Annotated in this window: 25 protein-coding genes; 23 read left to right on the top strand and 2 right to left on the bottom strand. The window is 49.2% G+C overall.

Features of this window, described 5'->3' with window-relative positions:
• The first annotated feature begins 44 nt into the window (after nt 1-44).
• From ACOXYR_RS08455 to ACOXYR_RS08535, 17 genes are all read left to right on the top strand, one after another.
• Entirely contained in the window at nt 45-251 is a 207-nt protein-coding gene (locus ACOXYR_RS08455) for a hypothetical protein (RefSeq protein WP_421355295.1), read from the top strand.
• Nucleotides 252-253: 2 nt separating this feature from the next.
• Nucleotides 254-655, top strand: coding sequence for a DUF7370 family protein (locus ACOXYR_RS08460; protein WP_421355294.1), 402 nt, complete (start codon nt 254-256; stop codon nt 653-655).
• 205 nt (nt 656-860) lie between these two features.
• The gene (locus ACOXYR_RS08465) at nt 861-1,247 is read left to right on the top strand and encodes an HNH endonuclease (protein WP_421355293.1); all 387 of its coding nucleotides are present in this window, start codon (nt 861-863) and stop codon (nt 1,245-1,247) included.
• A 42-nt stretch (nt 1,248-1,289) separates the two neighbouring features.
• The gene (locus ACOXYR_RS08470) at nt 1,290-1,469 is read left to right on the top strand and encodes a hypothetical protein (RefSeq protein ID WP_421355368.1); all 180 of its coding nucleotides are present in this window, start codon (nt 1,290-1,292) and stop codon (nt 1,467-1,469) included.
• Nucleotides 1,462-1,824, top strand: coding sequence for a hypothetical protein (locus tag ACOXYR_RS08475; RefSeq protein ID WP_421355292.1), 363 nt, complete (start codon nt 1,462-1,464; stop codon nt 1,822-1,824). The genes ACOXYR_RS08470 and ACOXYR_RS08475 overlap by 8 nt, the downstream gene beginning before the upstream one ends.
• Before the next feature lie 87 nt (nt 1,825-1,911).
• Nucleotides 1,912-2,310 carry a hypothetical protein gene (locus ACOXYR_RS08480; RefSeq protein WP_421355291.1) on the top strand — a complete coding sequence of 133 codons (399 nt, stop codon included), beginning with the start codon at nt 1,912-1,914 and terminating at the stop codon, nt 2,308-2,310.
• Nucleotides 2,307-2,693 carry a phage tail termination protein gene (locus ACOXYR_RS08485; protein WP_112001856.1) on the top strand — a complete coding sequence of 129 codons (387 nt, stop codon included), beginning with the start codon at nt 2,307-2,309 and terminating at the stop codon, nt 2,691-2,693. The genes ACOXYR_RS08480 and ACOXYR_RS08485 overlap by 4 nt, the downstream gene beginning before the upstream one ends.
• A 15-nt stretch (nt 2,694-2,708) precedes the next feature.
• Nucleotides 2,709-3,443: a phage tail tube protein gene (locus tag ACOXYR_RS08490; protein WP_415729413.1), complete on the top strand. Its 735-nt coding sequence runs from the start codon at nt 2,709-2,711 to the stop codon at nt 3,441-3,443.
• A gap of 39 nt (nt 3,444-3,482) precedes the next feature.
• On the top strand, nt 3,483-4,136 hold the full coding sequence (locus tag ACOXYR_RS08495; protein WP_047596085.1) for a DUF6246 family protein: 654 nt from the start codon (nt 3,483-3,485) through the stop codon (nt 4,134-4,136).
• A gap of 183 nt (nt 4,137-4,319) precedes the next feature.
• Nucleotides 4,320-4,850, top strand: a complete 531-nt coding sequence (locus tag ACOXYR_RS08500; RefSeq protein ID WP_421355290.1) for a KilA-N domain-containing protein — start codon at nt 4,320-4,322, stop codon at nt 4,848-4,850.
• A gap of 92 nt (nt 4,851-4,942) precedes the next feature.
• On the top strand, nt 4,943-5,296 hold the full coding sequence (locus ACOXYR_RS08505) for a hypothetical protein (protein ID WP_198447801.1): 354 nt from the start codon (nt 4,943-4,945) through the stop codon (nt 5,294-5,296).
• Nucleotides 5,297-5,393: 97 nt separating this feature from the next.
• Nucleotides 5,394-5,780, top strand: coding sequence for an outer membrane protein assembly factor BamE (locus tag ACOXYR_RS08510; protein WP_421355289.1), 387 nt, complete (start codon nt 5,394-5,396; stop codon nt 5,778-5,780).
• On the top strand, nt 5,777-6,100 hold the full coding sequence (locus ACOXYR_RS08515; protein WP_421355288.1) for a hypothetical protein: 324 nt from the start codon (nt 5,777-5,779) through the stop codon (nt 6,098-6,100). The genes ACOXYR_RS08510 and ACOXYR_RS08515 overlap by 4 nt, the downstream gene beginning before the upstream one ends.
• Before the next feature lie 60 nt (nt 6,101-6,160).
• A complete protein-coding gene (locus tag ACOXYR_RS08520) occupies nt 6,161-8,338 on the top strand; it encodes a tape measure protein (protein WP_421355287.1) in 2,178 nt (725 codons plus the stop codon).
• A 41-nt stretch (nt 8,339-8,379) separates the two neighbouring features.
• Nucleotides 8,380-8,592, top strand: coding sequence for a hypothetical protein (locus tag ACOXYR_RS08525; protein WP_253897082.1), 213 nt, complete (start codon nt 8,380-8,382; stop codon nt 8,590-8,592).
• A gap of 56 nt (nt 8,593-8,648) precedes the next feature.
• Nucleotides 8,649-8,996 (top strand): phage tail protein, encoded by a 348-nt coding sequence (locus ACOXYR_RS08530; RefSeq protein ID WP_421355286.1) that lies wholly within the window; start codon nt 8,649-8,651, stop codon nt 8,994-8,996.
• A gap of 10 nt (nt 8,997-9,006) precedes the next feature.
• Nucleotides 9,007-9,174, top strand: coding sequence for a hypothetical protein (locus tag ACOXYR_RS08535; protein WP_171847562.1), 168 nt, complete (start codon nt 9,007-9,009; stop codon nt 9,172-9,174).
• Here the strand turns inward: ACOXYR_RS08535 and ACOXYR_RS08540 are convergent.
• Nucleotides 9,171-9,347 carry a hypothetical protein gene (locus ACOXYR_RS08540; RefSeq protein ID WP_045265501.1) on the bottom strand — a complete coding sequence of 59 codons (177 nt, stop codon included), beginning with the start codon at nt 9,345-9,347 and terminating at the stop codon, nt 9,171-9,173. The two genes, ACOXYR_RS08535 and ACOXYR_RS08540, sit on opposite strands and share 4 nt — an antisense overlap.
• A gap of 191 nt (nt 9,348-9,538) precedes the next feature.
• Between ACOXYR_RS08540 and ACOXYR_RS08545 the strand changes: the two genes are divergently transcribed.
• From ACOXYR_RS08545 to ACOXYR_RS08570, 6 genes are read left to right on the top strand one after another with little or no spacing between them, the layout of a single operon-like run.
• Complete coding sequence (locus ACOXYR_RS08545; RefSeq protein WP_421355367.1) at nt 9,539-10,162, top strand: phage minor tail protein L; 624 nt, start codon at nt 9,539-9,541, stop codon at nt 10,160-10,162.
• On the top strand, nt 10,162-10,881 hold the full coding sequence (locus tag ACOXYR_RS08550; protein ID WP_421355285.1) for a C40 family peptidase: 720 nt from the start codon (nt 10,162-10,164) through the stop codon (nt 10,879-10,881). Before ACOXYR_RS08545 ends, ACOXYR_RS08550 begins: the two co-directional genes overlap by 1 nt.
• On the top strand, nt 10,824-11,354 hold the full coding sequence (locus tag ACOXYR_RS08555; protein ID WP_421355284.1) for a tail assembly protein: 531 nt from the start codon (nt 10,824-10,826) through the stop codon (nt 11,352-11,354). Before ACOXYR_RS08550 ends, ACOXYR_RS08555 begins: the two co-directional genes overlap by 58 nt.
• Nucleotides 11,355-11,363: 9 nt before the next feature.
• Nucleotides 11,364-14,756 (top strand): TipJ family phage tail tip protein, encoded by a 3,393-nt coding sequence (locus ACOXYR_RS08560; RefSeq protein WP_421355283.1) that lies wholly within the window; start codon nt 11,364-11,366, stop codon nt 14,754-14,756.
• Nucleotides 14,750-15,052 carry a hypothetical protein gene (locus tag ACOXYR_RS08565; protein ID WP_421355282.1) on the top strand — a complete coding sequence of 101 codons (303 nt, stop codon included), beginning with the start codon at nt 14,750-14,752 and terminating at the stop codon, nt 15,050-15,052. Before ACOXYR_RS08560 ends, ACOXYR_RS08565 begins: the two co-directional genes overlap by 7 nt.
• A complete protein-coding gene (locus ACOXYR_RS08570; RefSeq protein WP_128111320.1) occupies nt 15,049-15,690 on the top strand; it encodes a hypothetical protein in 642 nt (213 codons plus the stop codon). The genes ACOXYR_RS08565 and ACOXYR_RS08570 overlap by 4 nt, the downstream gene beginning before the upstream one ends.
• Here ACOXYR_RS08570 and ACOXYR_RS08575 read toward each other — a convergent pair.
• Entirely contained in the window at nt 15,655-16,017 is a 363-nt protein-coding gene (locus ACOXYR_RS08575; protein WP_164875007.1) for a hypothetical protein, read from the bottom strand. The two genes, ACOXYR_RS08570 and ACOXYR_RS08575, sit on opposite strands and share 36 nt — an antisense overlap.
• Nucleotides 16,018-16,121 lie beyond the last annotated feature (104 nt).

Raw genomic sequence — 16,121 nt, forward strand, 5'->3', positions numbered from 1 at the left:
GTTTTTTTATGCCCCGTTCCGGCGGGGCTAATAAGGTGCATAACATGATCCCAGAAGATATGAAGCAACCATTGCCTTACACGCAGTTTTCTGAGATTTCATCGTTGAGCGTCGCCAACGAGATCAGTCTTGCGATATCCAGCACCACCGAACTGGTTAAAGACTCGTCGAGCGTGGAACGATTGATTCTCCTCAGGCATCTTCGCGCGCTTTGCGACCTTCAACTCAATAAATTATCAGGGTTGGAATAGTTATGGTGACGCTGGAACAGGCCAAAGAGTATCTGGAGGGCCAGGGAATTACCATTCCCGGTTTTGTTCTTCAGGCTCTCGTCGACCAGGCCAACAGCATTCAGGAATGTCTTGATGCGCATTATCCGGCATCGACGGCGCTCCTGATTCAGCTCTACCTGCTGGCGCTCATGGGGCTAGGGCAGGGTGATAAATACATCAGTTCACAGACAGCACCCAATGGTGCATCGCGTTCATTCCGGTATCAGTCGTTTTCAGACCGCTGGAAAGGGGCGCTGGCATTGTTGCGTGGCGCTGACAAACACGGCTGTGCTAATGACCTCATCCCTCCAGACCCGACCAATACAGCGTTTGCTGGTATCTGGATTGGCAAAGGTGGCTGTTTTTGCCGAAATAACGACTAATTTGCTGTTTATGTATACAGTGAGTGGTAAAATAAACAAGCCGAATCATGCGCTAACATGAGTTCGGCTCTAACCACATCGTCGTTATGGAGGTAACGAGCATGCTGAATCTATTCTATCTGAATACTTCTCATATGACCCGAGTTCGCCATCATTTCTTAGGTGGAAAATAAATATTGGCCTAAGAATAAAGGCTGGTGATGAAGTGGGTTGCATTAGTTCTTATGGTTATTACCGGACAAAGCTTCATGGAAAGGAAATTGCCGCCCATCGCATTGTTTGGCAGCTCCACAATGGAGAAATACCTGTGGGTATGCAGATTGATCACATTGATGGGGTAAGGACAAATAATGATATTGAAAACTTAAGGCTAGCCAGCGTCTCAGAGAACCTTCAAAACCAAAAGCGCAGCTCCAAAAACACAACCGGCGTTAAGGGGTTGAGTTGGAACAAGGCCGATAGAGCGTGGCGTGGAAGTATTCAAGTGAAGGGTGTGAGAAATCATTTTTCATCTAAATCACGCAGCGAAGTAGAGGAGTGGCTAAGCAAAACCAGGTCATCACTTCACGGAGAGTTCGCTAGAGAATTTTGATACTAAATAATCCCGCTTCGGCGGGTTTTTTGTTGGAGACCGCTGATGTGGATATCGGTTAAGCAGCGATTGCCTGATCCGTTCGTTAAGGTCTGGGTGATGACCGACAGTGGTAAGCGCGTTACCGGCTATGTGAAAAGTAACGGTGACTGGTATTTGCTGTGCAGGAAGGTGGCAGCGGAGAAACCGGAGGTGATCCGGTGGGAGGATGGCAATGTCTGAAACAGCGCGCTGGAGTTACACCAACGTTGCGACAATCTATCCGCGCGTCTACGACGACTGGAACAGCACCTGGACAAACGGAACTCCATACCTGATTGACTGCACCTGGACGGCGAACAATGAAATTGCTGTAGATGCCAGCGGGAAAGAGTTCACCACGAACCTGATTTTCTTCACTGAACTGAAGCGTAACGGCGTCGATGCAACCATGCCGAAGCGTGACTGGTACATCGCCAGAGGTGACACAACAACTCAAGCCGATCCGTTGAAGGCTGGTGCCAATGTCATCAAAGCGGTGACCGAATGGGATATGTCACCATTTGGTGAGGAACCCGATTATAAGGTTATGACGTGAGGTGATTTATGTTCTCGCTTGGATTAGCTTGCTTTGCTCTAGGTTTCGCTTGCCACGCTGCGTTTATTCAAATAGTCAGGTGGTGGTATGCCCGTTAAAGGTATCAAGCGTGTTCAGATGAACACCCGCAAGGTGTTGAGTGATATAGCTGGCATCCGAACGGAGAAAGTTCTGTATAAAGTCATGAATGCTGGCGCCAATCACGCAGCCTTAATTACCCCGGTTGCAAAAACATCCTTTCTCATTAACAGCCAGTACAAGAAGCTAGAGCTAATGCCGTCAGGAATGATGGGAAGGGTGGGCTATGCGGCAAACTACGCCGCCGCCGTTAATGCCGCACCGGGGACACTGAAAGGCAAGCCAAGACCAGACGGTAGCGGTAATTATTGGGACCCGGACGGTGAACCAGACTTCCTTCGTAAGGGCTTTGAGCGTGACGGTCTCAACGAGATAAAGGCCATCATCAAGCAAGGGTACAAAGTATGACACGTAGCGAAGTGTATGACGCGTTGAGAGCGTGGTTGCAGTCGCATGGATTTGATGTTGGTTATCGTGTTCAGAGTCGATTCTGGAAAGATTCTGAAGAATCAGCAGGCGATCGCTTTATCGTTATCCAGCAGAACGGCGGCGGCAAGCCAGAAGAGGCGATAACCCGCGATTATTTCAGAATCCTCCTCCTGTCAGGTCAGAACGACAGCAATATTAACCAGGTTGAAGACCGCGCCGACGCTATCCGCCAGGCGATGATCGACGACTACAAAACTGAGTGCATCATCTCGATGCAGCCAATCGGCGGCATCACCGCCATCAAAACAGAAGAAGGTCGTTACCTCTTCGATATTTCCTTTCAAACCATCATTTCCCGATAAAACGGAGATACAAACATGGCATGTGAAGCTGGTGCATTCACAGGGCGTGACGTCGTTGTTTATTACGCGATTTCCTGCCCGGAAGTCCAACCCTCAAACGGTGACTATACACGCCTTGGCATGATGCGAGGCAAAACGACAGGCGCAGAATGGGAAACCGCTGATGCAACTGCCGATATGAGCGCTGCATTCACGCAGGAAAACCTCGTTACTTACAAGAACATTTCGTTCTCAGGTGACGGCGTTACCCGCAAAGAAGATGTTTATGCGCAGAACGCGCTTAAACGCCACGTCTATAACCCACCCGCAGAGACCAGTAACCAGCCGTATGTCTGGCTGAAGATCATCTCTCCAAACGATATTACCGAAGGGCCGTTCATGGTGACCTCATGGCAGGATGAAGCGCCGCACGATGACGTTGCCACCTGGTCTATTGAAGCATCCAGTGCTGGTAGCGTGGACGTGCGCGACGTTGGTGCGGTCATTACTATCACCGCTCAACCGCAGAATCGTACGCTGACCGTTGGTGATGCGCTGAATCTGTCAGTGTCCGCAACGGTTTCTGATGGCTCGGCGCTGACCTATCAGTGGAAGCATGATGGCGAAGATATCAGTGGTGCCACGTCTTCCACTTACACCAAAGCGAGCGTTACAGAAGATGATGCCGGGGCTTATACCTGTCAGATCACTTCGACCACCGCTGGCAGTCTGACGTCTGGCGCCGCGACGGTTATCGTCAACGCAGAGTAAGCATGAGGGGCGGAAGCCCCTTTTTCTTTGAGAGGCTTCATGAAAGCAATAACCGATATCGGCCAGGCTGTCATTCGGGCCGGTAGCAAAGAGATATTTCTCAATCCGTCATTCCTCGCTATGTCGCGTATTGGCTCACCGGAACAGATTGTTGATGCTTTCGTTAAGGTTCATGCCGGGCATTATCCGAAACACCGCATCACTGATATCCAGACCATGAAGGCTGTCAACGCTCGCTGCTTTGCTGAAATGGCAGCGTCGGCTGCCAGCATAGTTCGCCATTGCTCAGAGGGTAACATTGCAGAGGTGATTGGTTCGTACTCGGTGAACACGGCAGGACGGCTGCTGTTTAAGCCGGGAGCCATTCCGATCGAGGATGTTATCCTGCTTGCCCGCCACCTGATGCTTCATGGCGTAATGGGCGACCAGCCACCGGAAGAATTCGAAGGTAAGAAAGGCGAATACAGCGACAAATTCGATGTACGGTCATTCGTCTACACCGCTGTTGCTCACCTCGGCATGAGCGAGTCAGACGCATGGAACATGACAATGACCAGCTTCCGCGCCGCCATGAACGCTAAATTTCCGCAGAAAGAGAAAGCCAGAGTGCCGACTCAGGAAAAATACGACGAAGTCATGGACTGGGCTGAACGAATGCTGGCGATCGACGCGCAACGGAACGGGCCGCATTAATCAACTTAAGAACAACACAAACAGCCTCGCACCTGCGGGGCTTTTTTATACCAGCAATAAACCCAACGCGCTTCACACGCGCACGTTATAATCCTAGAGCCTACAGAAAGCGAGCCTGAGAGTTAGTTGTACTCTGGGGCGGCTATCTCTGTGTGACAGGCTCACTTTCTATAGGTAAACCTCATGCACTATCCAACCGTATCTGTAAACGGCGTATCCGTTCGCGTCGATAACGAAGGGCGCTACAACCTCAATGATCTTCACGCTGCCGCAGTGGCAAACGGAGAGGCAACAGAACAGCAGCGCCCAAGTCAGTTTTTGCGTAGTGCTCAAGTTAAGCGCTTCATAAAAGCACTAAAAGCCAAAGTGCAAAAAAGCACTCTGGAACAAATTCAACCACTTAATGTTATTAAAGGTGGGGATGAACCAGGCGTTTGGGGTGTTGAACTGTTGGCGATCCGTTATGCCGCATGGATTAAGCCGGAATTTGAGATTGAAGTATATGAGGTGTTCCGAACGGTGGTTCGCCTCGGCATCAGTGCCATGTCCCGCCTGAACAAAATTGACCACATCATCAATACTGAAACCAAGCAGATCAGCCAATGCGCCAGCCAGATGGCCAGATGGGGTTCCGGCGGCCGCAAGCAACTACTGAACGCAGCACGGGATCGTGTTGCTGATGAAGTTCAAATGTATTTGCCTGGCATTATGTAGGCAGCGGTGACACGCTCAACTGCGGGTTTTGTCGTTGACCTGTCATTTCATGATGTTAGGATGTTTCCGATTGCAATCAAAGGAAACATTAAATGAAAAAGGTAGTCGCTTTAGCTCTTGGAGCTTTACTGTTGTCTGGGTGTACCGTGCGTGTTGCTGACATGACTGTTGGCAGTACCAAAAACTATAATCTGAACGCAGCAAAATTCGAAAAAGGTCAGCGCGTAACTGGCGAAGATAAAGCGCCAATTGTGATTTTCCCACTCGGCATCCCGAGTGTTAAAACTGCAATGGATCGCGCTATTGAGAAAGATAAGTGCGCTGTTGGTCTGAGTGATGTGGTCATTTACCAGCTCAACCATGCTTTCCTGTTCGGAACCTACGGCTTCCGGGTGGAAGGTACGCAGATCATTGATAAATCTCAGATGGGTTGCGAAAACCGTTAATCTGCACAAGGCCACCTACTGGTGGCTTTTTCTTTTGCATTGCCTCGCTCATATACCGTGCTAACATTTTGGCAAACAAACCAAAGGGGATAGGGATATGAAAAAGTGGCTTTGCGCAGCGTTACTTGGCGTTTCAGCGTTAACAATTACAGCCTGTGCTCCCACAGTGCAAAAAATAGACTACAACCAAAAATCAATGTTGCTCTCGCTTGGGATGAGCAAAAACGACGTAATGCAGGTCATGGGTACTCCGCGGAGGACTGATGTCAACCAAGAGCGGGAACGTTGGATTTATTGGAATAAAGCCGTTTATGGGTACACCGTTGTCGACAATGAGCAGTTAGCTACAGATAGACTGACAGTCACCTTTGTAAACGGAAAGGTCACCAAGTGGGGGCAGCAGACGCTTACAGACGATATGCTGGAATCGACGCAGAAAACGGCACAGGCATACGCTGAAGCGTCTCAAGGAGCCCAAAAATGAGAAAAACATTTTTCTTAATAGCGCTTGTGGCTTCCGTATCATTCATTTCTGGTTGCGCACAGGAAAAACCAATGACTTCGTATGACGATGCGGGTCTCTGTGTTTTGAAGGGGCAGGCTATGGGGTATGGGAATACAGAAATAATGCCTAAAATCCAGGCTGAGCTTGCTCGACGTGGAGATCTGAGTATAAGCAAGGCTGACTGCGATACTTATATCCAGACAGGAAAGCAAAGCGCACAAGTTGACATGCAAACTACGCGAGACATCATAGATCGCTCTCAGCGGTCACAGGCTATAAACGCCATACAAGGTTACTAACTAAAACCAATTCTACAAACCTCGCTCCGGCGGGGTTTTTTATTGCCTGGAGAAAATGAAATGGCCGAGAACGTAGGTGATATTGAATATGTAATTAAGGCCGATACGGCTCAGTTGCTGCGTGCTGACAAGCAGGTTACATCTGTAACCAATAACATGGATACGGGGTTTAAGAAGGCTGATAATTCTGCGTCAAAGCTGTCTACGACAATAAGCAAACTGTCTGCCGCTATTTCTGTTGCGCTGATTGTTGAGTGGGGGAAGAAATTCCTTGAGCTTGCGGACAACATGACACAACTCCAGGCAAGGATAGCCAGGCTTTCAACTGATGCCTCCACAGCAAAAGAAACGTTTCAATCGTTGACGCAAATATCGTCAAAAACAGGCGCCAGTCTGTCGGATACAACCAAACTGTGGGAAACATTGACATCGTCTCTTAAGGAAGCTGGCGCATCAAATTCTCAGGTCTTAAATCTGACCGATACGCTGCAAAAAATTGGGCGCATAGGAGGAAACTCGACAGAAGAAATGTCGAATGCTCTTCGCCAGTTTGGACAGTCAATTGCGTCAGGCACCGTCAGAGCAGAAGAATTTAACTCAATCCTCGAACAGATGCCTGAGTTAGCAAGACAGATTGCTGCTGGTATGGGTATTAGCATGGGCGAGTTGCGTCAGCGAATGCTCGATGGAAAATTGACAGCGCAAGATGCTCTGAATGCTATACAGGACAGAACGGAAGTTGTTAACGAGGAATTTAATAAGCTTCCTCGTTCATTATCACAAGCTACCGGCTCTCTCGAAACATCATTTGCAAAACTTGTCTCCTCAATAAATGACGCAACTGGAGCATCAAGCGCAGCGGTTACTGTTATTGATGGGTTGGCGAAATACATCGAGTTACTCGGTGACTCATCAACATCAACTGCGGATAAACTATGGTCTCTCGCTGGTGCTATTTCAAAACTTAACCCTGGATATCTTGGAAAACTTTTAGCTGACGGACTTATAGGAGATGAACCTCCAAAACAAGTCGATGTATTAAGCGAGAAAATTGCCAATCTTACCGGGGATTTAAAAGAGCTTTCTGGGCAGGCTGAAAAAACAGCGCATGTGGAGATACCTCAGACCGATAACAATAAGGGAGGAAAGGGAGGTGGCGGGAAGTCTACCAAGAAACAGTCCGACGAAGCGACAGAGTCTCTCGCCAGACAGCAAGCCGCACTCGATCGCCTGAACACAGGATATGCAGAAGGATCACTAGAGCTAGCTCAATATGACGCTGTTGTAGCTCTGGGAAACAAGGCGACTAATGAGCAGATAGCTAAGGCGAAGCAGCAGGCTAAAGCCATATGGCAAGTAACCACTGCCATTAAGAATCGCGCTCAGGCTGAACAGGCCAAGCGTTTCACAGATCAGGAGATCGCTACTAACAAAACCACGCCAGACGCTGTAACAGGCGCGGTGCAAGACCCTGTAGCCCAGATAAACCTTCAGGAGCAGCAGAAACTGGCGGCGTTGGCTCAGTATCAACAAATGGGCGTCTTAAGTGTTCAGCAATATGAGGATGCAAAAACAGCCATCCAGGAGCAGGCCTCGAATGCTAGGAAGAAAATTGCACAGGAAGAAGCTGACAGCCAGATAGCATCTACCATTTCTATACTGAACGCAGCATCATCTGGCTTCGATAGCTTGGCCGGAATAATCAGCAATACTGCTGGGAAGGCTAATAGTGCTTATGTCGCAATGTTTGCTGCTGCCAAATCATTTGCGATTGCTGCCGCAACACTGGATTTTAACGGTGCTTTGCTCAAGGCGCTGAATGCTCCTGATTCATTAACTACTGCACAGCGTTTTGCTAACTATGCAGCCGTTGCCTCTGCTGGAGCATCTGTTCTTTCAAATATTGCTAGCGTCAGCATGAGCGGCGGTCGTCGCTACGGCGGCACGGTATCTGGTGGCAACGCCTATCGTGTCAACGAGGATGGGCGCTCTGAAATCTTCCAGACTGCTGGTGGTCAGCAGATGTTCATTCCTAACCAGTCAGGGAAGGTGATATCGGCGGATAAGGCGGGTGGGGGTGGTGGGGTGGTTATTCAACAGACCAATCATTATCATTTTGAGGGCAGTCCAAACAGCCAGGAGACCATTAAGCAGTTCGATAAAGTAGCATATAACGCAGCATTGAGGGCTATCAGAAACGAACAGCGACCAAATGGGATGCTTGAAAAAAGCCGTTAACTCCCCATATATCAGATCGACAAACTAAAAAGGAGAATTAAATGGATTACCATATCGAAGATATAACGGCATTTGATAATGATAATGGCTCTGGAATTATCGCAAGAGTTGTTTTCCATTATGAAACGCATCTTAAGAGTGTGCTGGTTAACGTGCATCTGCCTCTGGACAAAGAGGCATCTCTTTCAGTTATCGAAAGTCGCGTGTTTGAAGAGGCCAAAAAGCAACTTGCCACCTTAGTGTCGGCTTTTTGATTCAAGCAACGAGAACGCTAAACCCGCTCCGGCGGGTTTTTTATTGGGAGTAATCCATGCCAGAAACATTCACATGGACACCGCAGAAAGCCTACTCCGTTGAGCGAACGCCGAACGTAGCCGTTGTTAAACTCGGTGACGGTTACGAACAGCGACAGGTGAAGGGTATCAACCCGTTAATGGATAAATACTCGCTTACCTTTCGCGGCGTCAGCGGAGCTTGCCGTAGCAACCCCGCTAAGGATGCTGAGGCGTTCCTAAAAGCACGGGGCGCGGTTGAATCCTTCTACTGGACGCCATCAGATACCGGAGTGCAGGCGCTGTTTGTCTGCCGATCCTGGAATATGACAAAGACCGGGCCGCTGTTTGAACTGACGGCCACGTTTGAGCAGGTGCCACGATAAGGGGATTATTATGAAGTTTACCGAACTACCTGATCATGTAATTGAAGCAGCAGCAAAAACGCTTTCTCGCGAACTTGAAGGGGTATCGACGTGGGAAGATGATAAACGAACGGAAAAGGCCAAAGCTGTTGCCGAATCCGTTCGTGAGAGCTTTATCAGGCTTTGCGATGGATATTAACTGCTTTCTTTATCCTCATCTTTAAAATGCTGCACTGCCTGGTCATACATTGATAGAAGACCAGAAATATTTCCGCTGGAGTAAACGGGTACTCTTTGGGCTCTAATCATTTCAATCAATAATGCATACGCTGATTCTTCTGGTGAGTCTTTTGGGTTTATCAGGCCAGACATAAAACCTCCTTTTGTGTTGAAGCTTCAGCCTAACCCCTCTTTATTTTGTTTCACATCCTGACAAAAGATCAGTAGCCGCCGTCGAGCGGCTTTTTTTATGGGAGTTTGCCGTGCGCGACATACCAGCAAATCTAATTATCGACAGCGTAGACGCCGGAGTAGGAGCATTCATCGATTTGTTTGAAGCTGACCTGCAACCCTTTGGCGGAGACCTTATCCGGTTCCATTCCGGCACCAATGGATATTACGGAAATGTGATCTGGAAGGGGAATCAGTACCAGGCATACCCGATAGCAGTCGAAGGGTTCGAGTCAAAGAACGAAGGCACATATGCCCGGCCAACAATGGTGGTGGCGAACGTCACGGGTTTACTGACGGGCATAAACCACGACTTTGACGACATGCTCGGCGTCGTGATTACCCGCCGTCAGGTGCCTGTGAAGTATCTCGACGCTGTTAACTTCCCCAACGGCAACCCTGATGCGGATCCTACGCAGGAAGCCGTATCCCGTTACGTTGTAGAAGAACTAACCGAAGAGACATCTGAGCAGGTGACTTATACGCTGGCGACCCCGATCGACTGCGACAATGCCATTATCCCGGCCCGAACCATTCTCGCAGACGTTTGTCAGTGGCAATACCGCGGACTCGGATGTGGGTATGACGGCCCGGCAGTTGCTGATGAGCGCGATAACCCTACGACTGACCTTGCCAAGGATAAGTGTTCTCATCGTCGCAGTGGTTGCCGATTCCGCTTCCCACGCCCAGAACCCATGCCAATTAGCAGTTTTCCCGGTTCTCAGAAGGTCTCCTGATGCAAGAATTACTCGATTATGCGGCATCGTCGCAGGATGAAGTATGCGGGCTAATCATCGACGGGGAGAGGCTTTTTCGCTGCCGCAATAGTCATCCTGACCCACGCAACCAGTTTCGCATTGCTGATGATGACTGGCTTGCTGCCGAAGAAGCTGGAGAAGTTACGGCTGTGTTCCATTCTCACCCGATGAATTTACCGACACTATCAAGCTCCGATCGACGAGCACAAATTTCATCAGGCTTGCCGTGGATACTGGCCTGCAACGGTGTATTGAGAACATTTCGCCCGGCGCCTCATTTGCTTGGCCGCTGCTTTGAACATGGAGTAACCGACTGCTACACCCTGTTCCGGGATGCTTATCATCTTTGCGGGATCGACCTTCCAGACTTTGTAAGGACAAGCGGGTGGTGGCTTCGTGGGGAGAATCTCTATCTGACAAACCTTCCTCGGTTTGGGTTCCGTCGGGTATGTCCGTCAGAGGCGTTGCCGGGAGACGTGATAATCCGCCAGCCATTCCCCGGCGCGGATCCCTGCCATGCGATGGTTTTGCTTAATGACAATCTGGTCCTACATCACGACTGTGCCGGCCATTTAAGCAGGCGAGAACCAATGCGCCCGGCATTCGTAAAACAAATGCATTCAATCTGGAGGCACGAACAGTGCTCATCTTTAAATTTGCAGGGCATCTACGCAGATATTTCAGCAAAGTCGAATTAAATGTCGACACTCCTGCGCAGGGGCTGCGATTACTTCTTGCTCAAGACCACGAATTTAAAAAGGCTTTCCTCAATTCCAGAGTCAAACTCCGCATTGCTGGCGATGACATCGAATCAGCATCAATGCGCTGGCACATGGATCGACATCTGCAAAGCGGTACAACGGTCATATTCGTACCGGTGGTGGAGGGTGCTGGTATTGAAATCGGTGTAGCAGGCTGGATTGCAATCAGCCTGGCTGCTGCATCGGTCGCGTACTCCGTTTATTCAGCAAGAAATATGAAGACCAAAACCTCTGCCGAGGCTGCAGAAACAAATTCCATTACGAATAACTCGTTCACCAGTGCGGAAAACCGCGTGGGACAGGGAAACCCGGTTCCCATCCTGCTGGGTGAAATGCAGGTTGGTAGCAATGTCATAAGCCTTGGCATCGATACATCCAACAATATGGACTGGACAGAATCAATCAGTTAAGGGGCAACTATGTCTTCTGGTGGCGGTAAATCCTCAACCCCCAAACTTCTCGACGATAACCTCAAATCCAAACAGTTTTACCGCGTTCTCGACCTTATCAGCGAAGGGCCTATTTACGGCCCAGTTGATCAGGAGCATTTATCTTCGTTCATGCTGAACAAAACACCTGTAACCGATGCCAACGGCAATACGAGTGTCAATGGTGTTAGTGTGGCCTGGCGTCCGGGCTCTGAAACTCAGGATCCGATTAACGGTTTTGCAGCCATTGAAGCAACGACCATCGTCAACACTGAAGTAACCTATGATACGCCGCTTGTTCGAACAGTTACCGATCAGGATGTCACTCGTGTTCGCTTCAACGTTGGTGTATCAGCACTGGTTGAGCAGGACTCAAAAGGCAACCAGAAGAATGCGACAGTAACGATGGTTGTGGAGACCAGAACTAATGCATCAGGTTGGGGAATTGCAAAAACAGTAACGATCACCGGTAAAATATCCGGCGAATATCTGGAAGCTCATGTAATTGACGCACCAGATATCAAGCCATTCGATATCCGTGTCCGCCGTATCACTCCAGACAGTACCAGCGACCTTCTCACCAATGGCACTGTGTGGAACAGTTATACAGAAATAACCGATGACAACCTTAACTATCCGTTCTCAGCTATTGCCGGTGCAGTCGTCGACCGTGACCAGTACACCGACACTCCTAGCCGCACATATCATCTTCGAGGCCTGATAGTAGACATCCCTGATAACTACGATCCTATCAGCAGGACTTATACCGGATTATGGCTGGGTGGGTTCAAGAAAGCCTGGACGAACAATCCGGCGTGGCTTTTCCGTGAAATGGCGAAGAATGAGCGCTTTGGGTTGGCGCGTCGGGCTGGATATATCGATGTTGATGATGGGGCGCTTTATGTTCTGTCTCAGTATTGCGATCAACTTGTCGATGATGGTTATGGCGGGCAGGAACCTCGCATGACACTCAACGCCTACATTACTGAACAGGCAACGGCCAGAGATATCCTGGATAAGATTGCCGCTATGTTCCGTGGTGTCGCCTTATGGGATGGGATGCGCCTGTCTGTCATGCTCGATGCGCCTCAGGACCCGGTTGCGACGATTACGAATGCTAACGTGGTAGACGGCAAGTTCAGCCGTAGCTCTGTTAAGCGCTCAGAGAAATACAATGCCGTGGTTGTGTCCTGGACTGATCCGGATAATGGATGGGAGCAGGTTAAGGAGTACGTTTCTGACGACGAGATGATTGCTCGTGGCAATTACAACGAAACTACCCTTGAAGCGTTTGGGTGTACGTCCAGGGGGCAGGCATGGCGAGCCGGGAAGTGGTTACTTGAAACCGCGAAACGTGAGAGCAGTCGTCTGTCGTTTCAGATGGCCCGAGACGCGATTCGCTTCACTCCGGGCGATATTGTAGAAATTATGGACAATGACTATGCTGGTGCGCGGCTTGGTGGGCGCATCATGTCGCACTCAGGCACCGACATTACTGTTGACGCTATCGACTCTTCGCTGATTGCTGATGGTGACGCAATGTCGGTAATGGGTAGTGATGGTAAGTTCGTAAAATACGAAATAGCACGCGTCTCAGGTAACGTTGTAACGCTGAAAACGGCACCGGCATGGGTTCGAGACGGAACCGTGTTTGCTATATCTACCAGTAATGTAGCCACCAGACTATTCCGCATATTGAGCGTTGCAGAGACGGATAACAACTCTACATACAGCATCACAGTTTCTCAGCATGACCCCAACAAGCAGGCCATTGTTGATGAGGGGGCTGTTTTTGACATTCCCAGCGATACCCTTAATGGCTACCGTGTGCCAAACATTGAAAATCTGCGCATCATTAACACAAATTCTGAGACCATTCAGGTCACAGCAACCTGGGAAACAGCTACAACCACAAAAAAGCTGATGTTTGAACTGTACGTGTACAGTGCTGATGGGAAGGTGGTGGCTCAGTATGAGACTGATCAGTTCCGATATGAGTTTTACGGTCTAAATGCAGGAAGTTACACGCTCGGTGTTCGTGGTCGAAACGAAAATGGAATGAAAGGCGCTGAGACTCAGGTAAGCCTGATTATCGGAGCGCCTAAGTCCCCGAACTCGGTTCAGTGGATACCTGGCCCACTTCAGGCCACTTTAGTTCCGGTCATGTCTGTTACTGCCACATCTGATACTTCTTTTGAATTTTGGTACGCAGGTGAGACTCCGATTCCATTGACCGACGACATTGAGAATAAAGCTCAATTCCTTGGCCGTGGCAATCAGTGGACCATCCAAAAACTTAAGTTTGACCATGTTTATTACGTTTATGTTCGAACTCGTAATGCATTTGGCGTTTCTGATTTTGTTGAGGCTTCTGGAAAGCCAACGGATGACTTTAGTGATATCACGGATTCCATCCTGGAGGATATGAAAGACTCCGAGGTATTTAAGGACATGATGGAAAATGCCGTAGATACCAGCGAGAAAGTCGCCGGCATGGCTGATGATATTAAACAGGCTGTCGATGACCTTGAGCAACAGGCCAAAGATATTCAGGAGAACGCTGACGGGCTGGCGCAGGCTGAAGTAAAAATCGATGAAATCGCGTTAAGTATGGATGGTGTGACCGGGCAGGTGAAGAACTCCGCCTATGCGATTATTCAGAGCAACCTGGCGCAGGTCGCCACGCGGAAAACGCTCTCAGCCACGGTTGCCGGAAACAGCGCGCAACTGGACCGCATTGATCAGGTTATCGTCGATGAGAAGCAGGCCACTACTGAATCGCTGCTGAGCCTGGAGACGGATGTCGCTGGTAACAAAGCTTCCATTAACAGCCTGAGCCAGACGGTTTCGAATTATCAGCAGGCGACGGCCACACAAATCAACGCCATCACTGCGACGGTTGAAGGGCATACGTCCTCCATTACTACAAACGCTAATGCGATTGCTGATGTGAACGGCAAAATGTCTGCGATGTATTCAATCAAAGTGGGTGTGGCCAGCAACGGGCAGTATTACGCCGCGGGGATGGGTATCGGCGTGGAGAATACGCCATCCGGCATGCAGTCGCAGGTTATCTTCCTGGCTGATCGCTTCGCCGTCACCACGGCAGCCGGAAATAGCGTGGCTTTGCCGTTCGTGATCCAGAACGGGCAGACATTCATCCGGGCCAGCTTCATCCAGGACGGCACCATTGAGAACGCCAAAATTGGCAACTATATCCAGTCGAATAACTATGTGGCTGGCTCTGCAGGCTGGAAGCTTGATAAAGGTGGAACGTTCGAAATCAATGGCGTGGCCGGGGGCGGGAGGATGCTGATATCCAGCACTCTCATTCGCATCTACGACAGCAACAACGTGCTGCGCGTCAGAATGGGGTTATGGTAATGCCACAGGGTTTGCAGTGCTGGGATAGTGCAGGGCGGGTTGCAGTGGATTTAAGCGATTACGCGATCCGTTACATGGGCAGCGCAACGGTTTCGCTTGCTTCAGGAGAGACGTCAAAAAATGTCGCTTTTTCTGGCGCAACGCAGGACGGTACGTTTGTCACAATCGTTTCAACTGGAGTGACTGTAAACGAGTATTTTTGCCGCACTTATAACGGCGGCTTTACTCTCTACTATCTCCCCACGGGTGGAAGTGCCGCAATTACTCTCAATGTTGAGGTTTATAACTTTCAATGAGCGGATTTGAAGTTTACAACAACGCCGGGAAACTGCTGGTGGACTCACAAAATAGGTCGACCCTGTTTTACGATCAGCGCGCATTGGGGGCCGTTACCGACAAAGGCGCTTACCGCGTTAACAGTCCGTTTGGTGATGGCAGTACGCTCGGCTTTACACAGCAGTCATTCTGGAATGACGGCCGTTTAAGGTGGCTGCAGCTGGGCACGAACAAATACGGTTTTCCTGGTGCTGATATGCTTGAAGATAATGCTGGTAGCATGATCCGGACTGCGCGAAATATTGGCATCCAGAGCGGCTATCTCGATGTGTTTGATAGTGCCGGTAGCCTTATCTGGAGTGCTGCATCAGCCTCTAAGATGCCGAGAGTAGTTGGTTTTTTTGATGTACCAGCGAACTATGACCTGCAGAACAATACCTTTTCAGTCAGTTTAGGCTTCAACCCCTGGATTCTGGTAAACAACTGCCCAGGTAATCTCAGCGATGATGGTACGGTTGTCGGGTATTCAGGCGTGGTGCTCAAATGGACTGGCTCGCAGCTGCAGGGTAGATACATTTCAAATAATCAGCGCAACTGGAGCCAGACGTTTCAGGGGCGGGGCTTAAGAATCCCCATCGCTCAGTTTGTTGGAATTTGACACTGGAGGAACGCGAGGATAATGAGTCGCAATCATATCTTGTTTCACGCCCTTTGCTGAATTAAAGCGATAAATCACATCCAGCTTATCCGTTTTTTTATAGCAAATATTACTTAACCGTTTATTAATATGGCGGCTGAATATTCCATTGCTACTGTCTGAAATAACATCCACCTCCCTGGTGGCACAGTCGATATTTACGTGAATATCACCACCCAGCGATAAACGAGCTGCATCAACCGGGTAATCCATCTGGAATGTGTTATCTGTGTGTTTGTTCGTACATCCAGCCAACAGCAAAAGCGCTGCAGCAAATAAAAGTTTCATTTCAACATTCCTGTTTATGCGGGAACTTCCATTTTATTTGAGTTTAAAAAATAGTCAGATTGATATGAGCGATCAATTTTACACGATTGATCGCTTTTAACGAT

Source organism: Pseudocitrobacter faecalis (assembly GCF_965231525.1).
In the GTDB taxonomy this organism is placed as follows: Bacteria; Pseudomonadota; Gammaproteobacteria; order Enterobacterales; family Enterobacteriaceae; genus Pseudocitrobacter; species Pseudocitrobacter faecalis.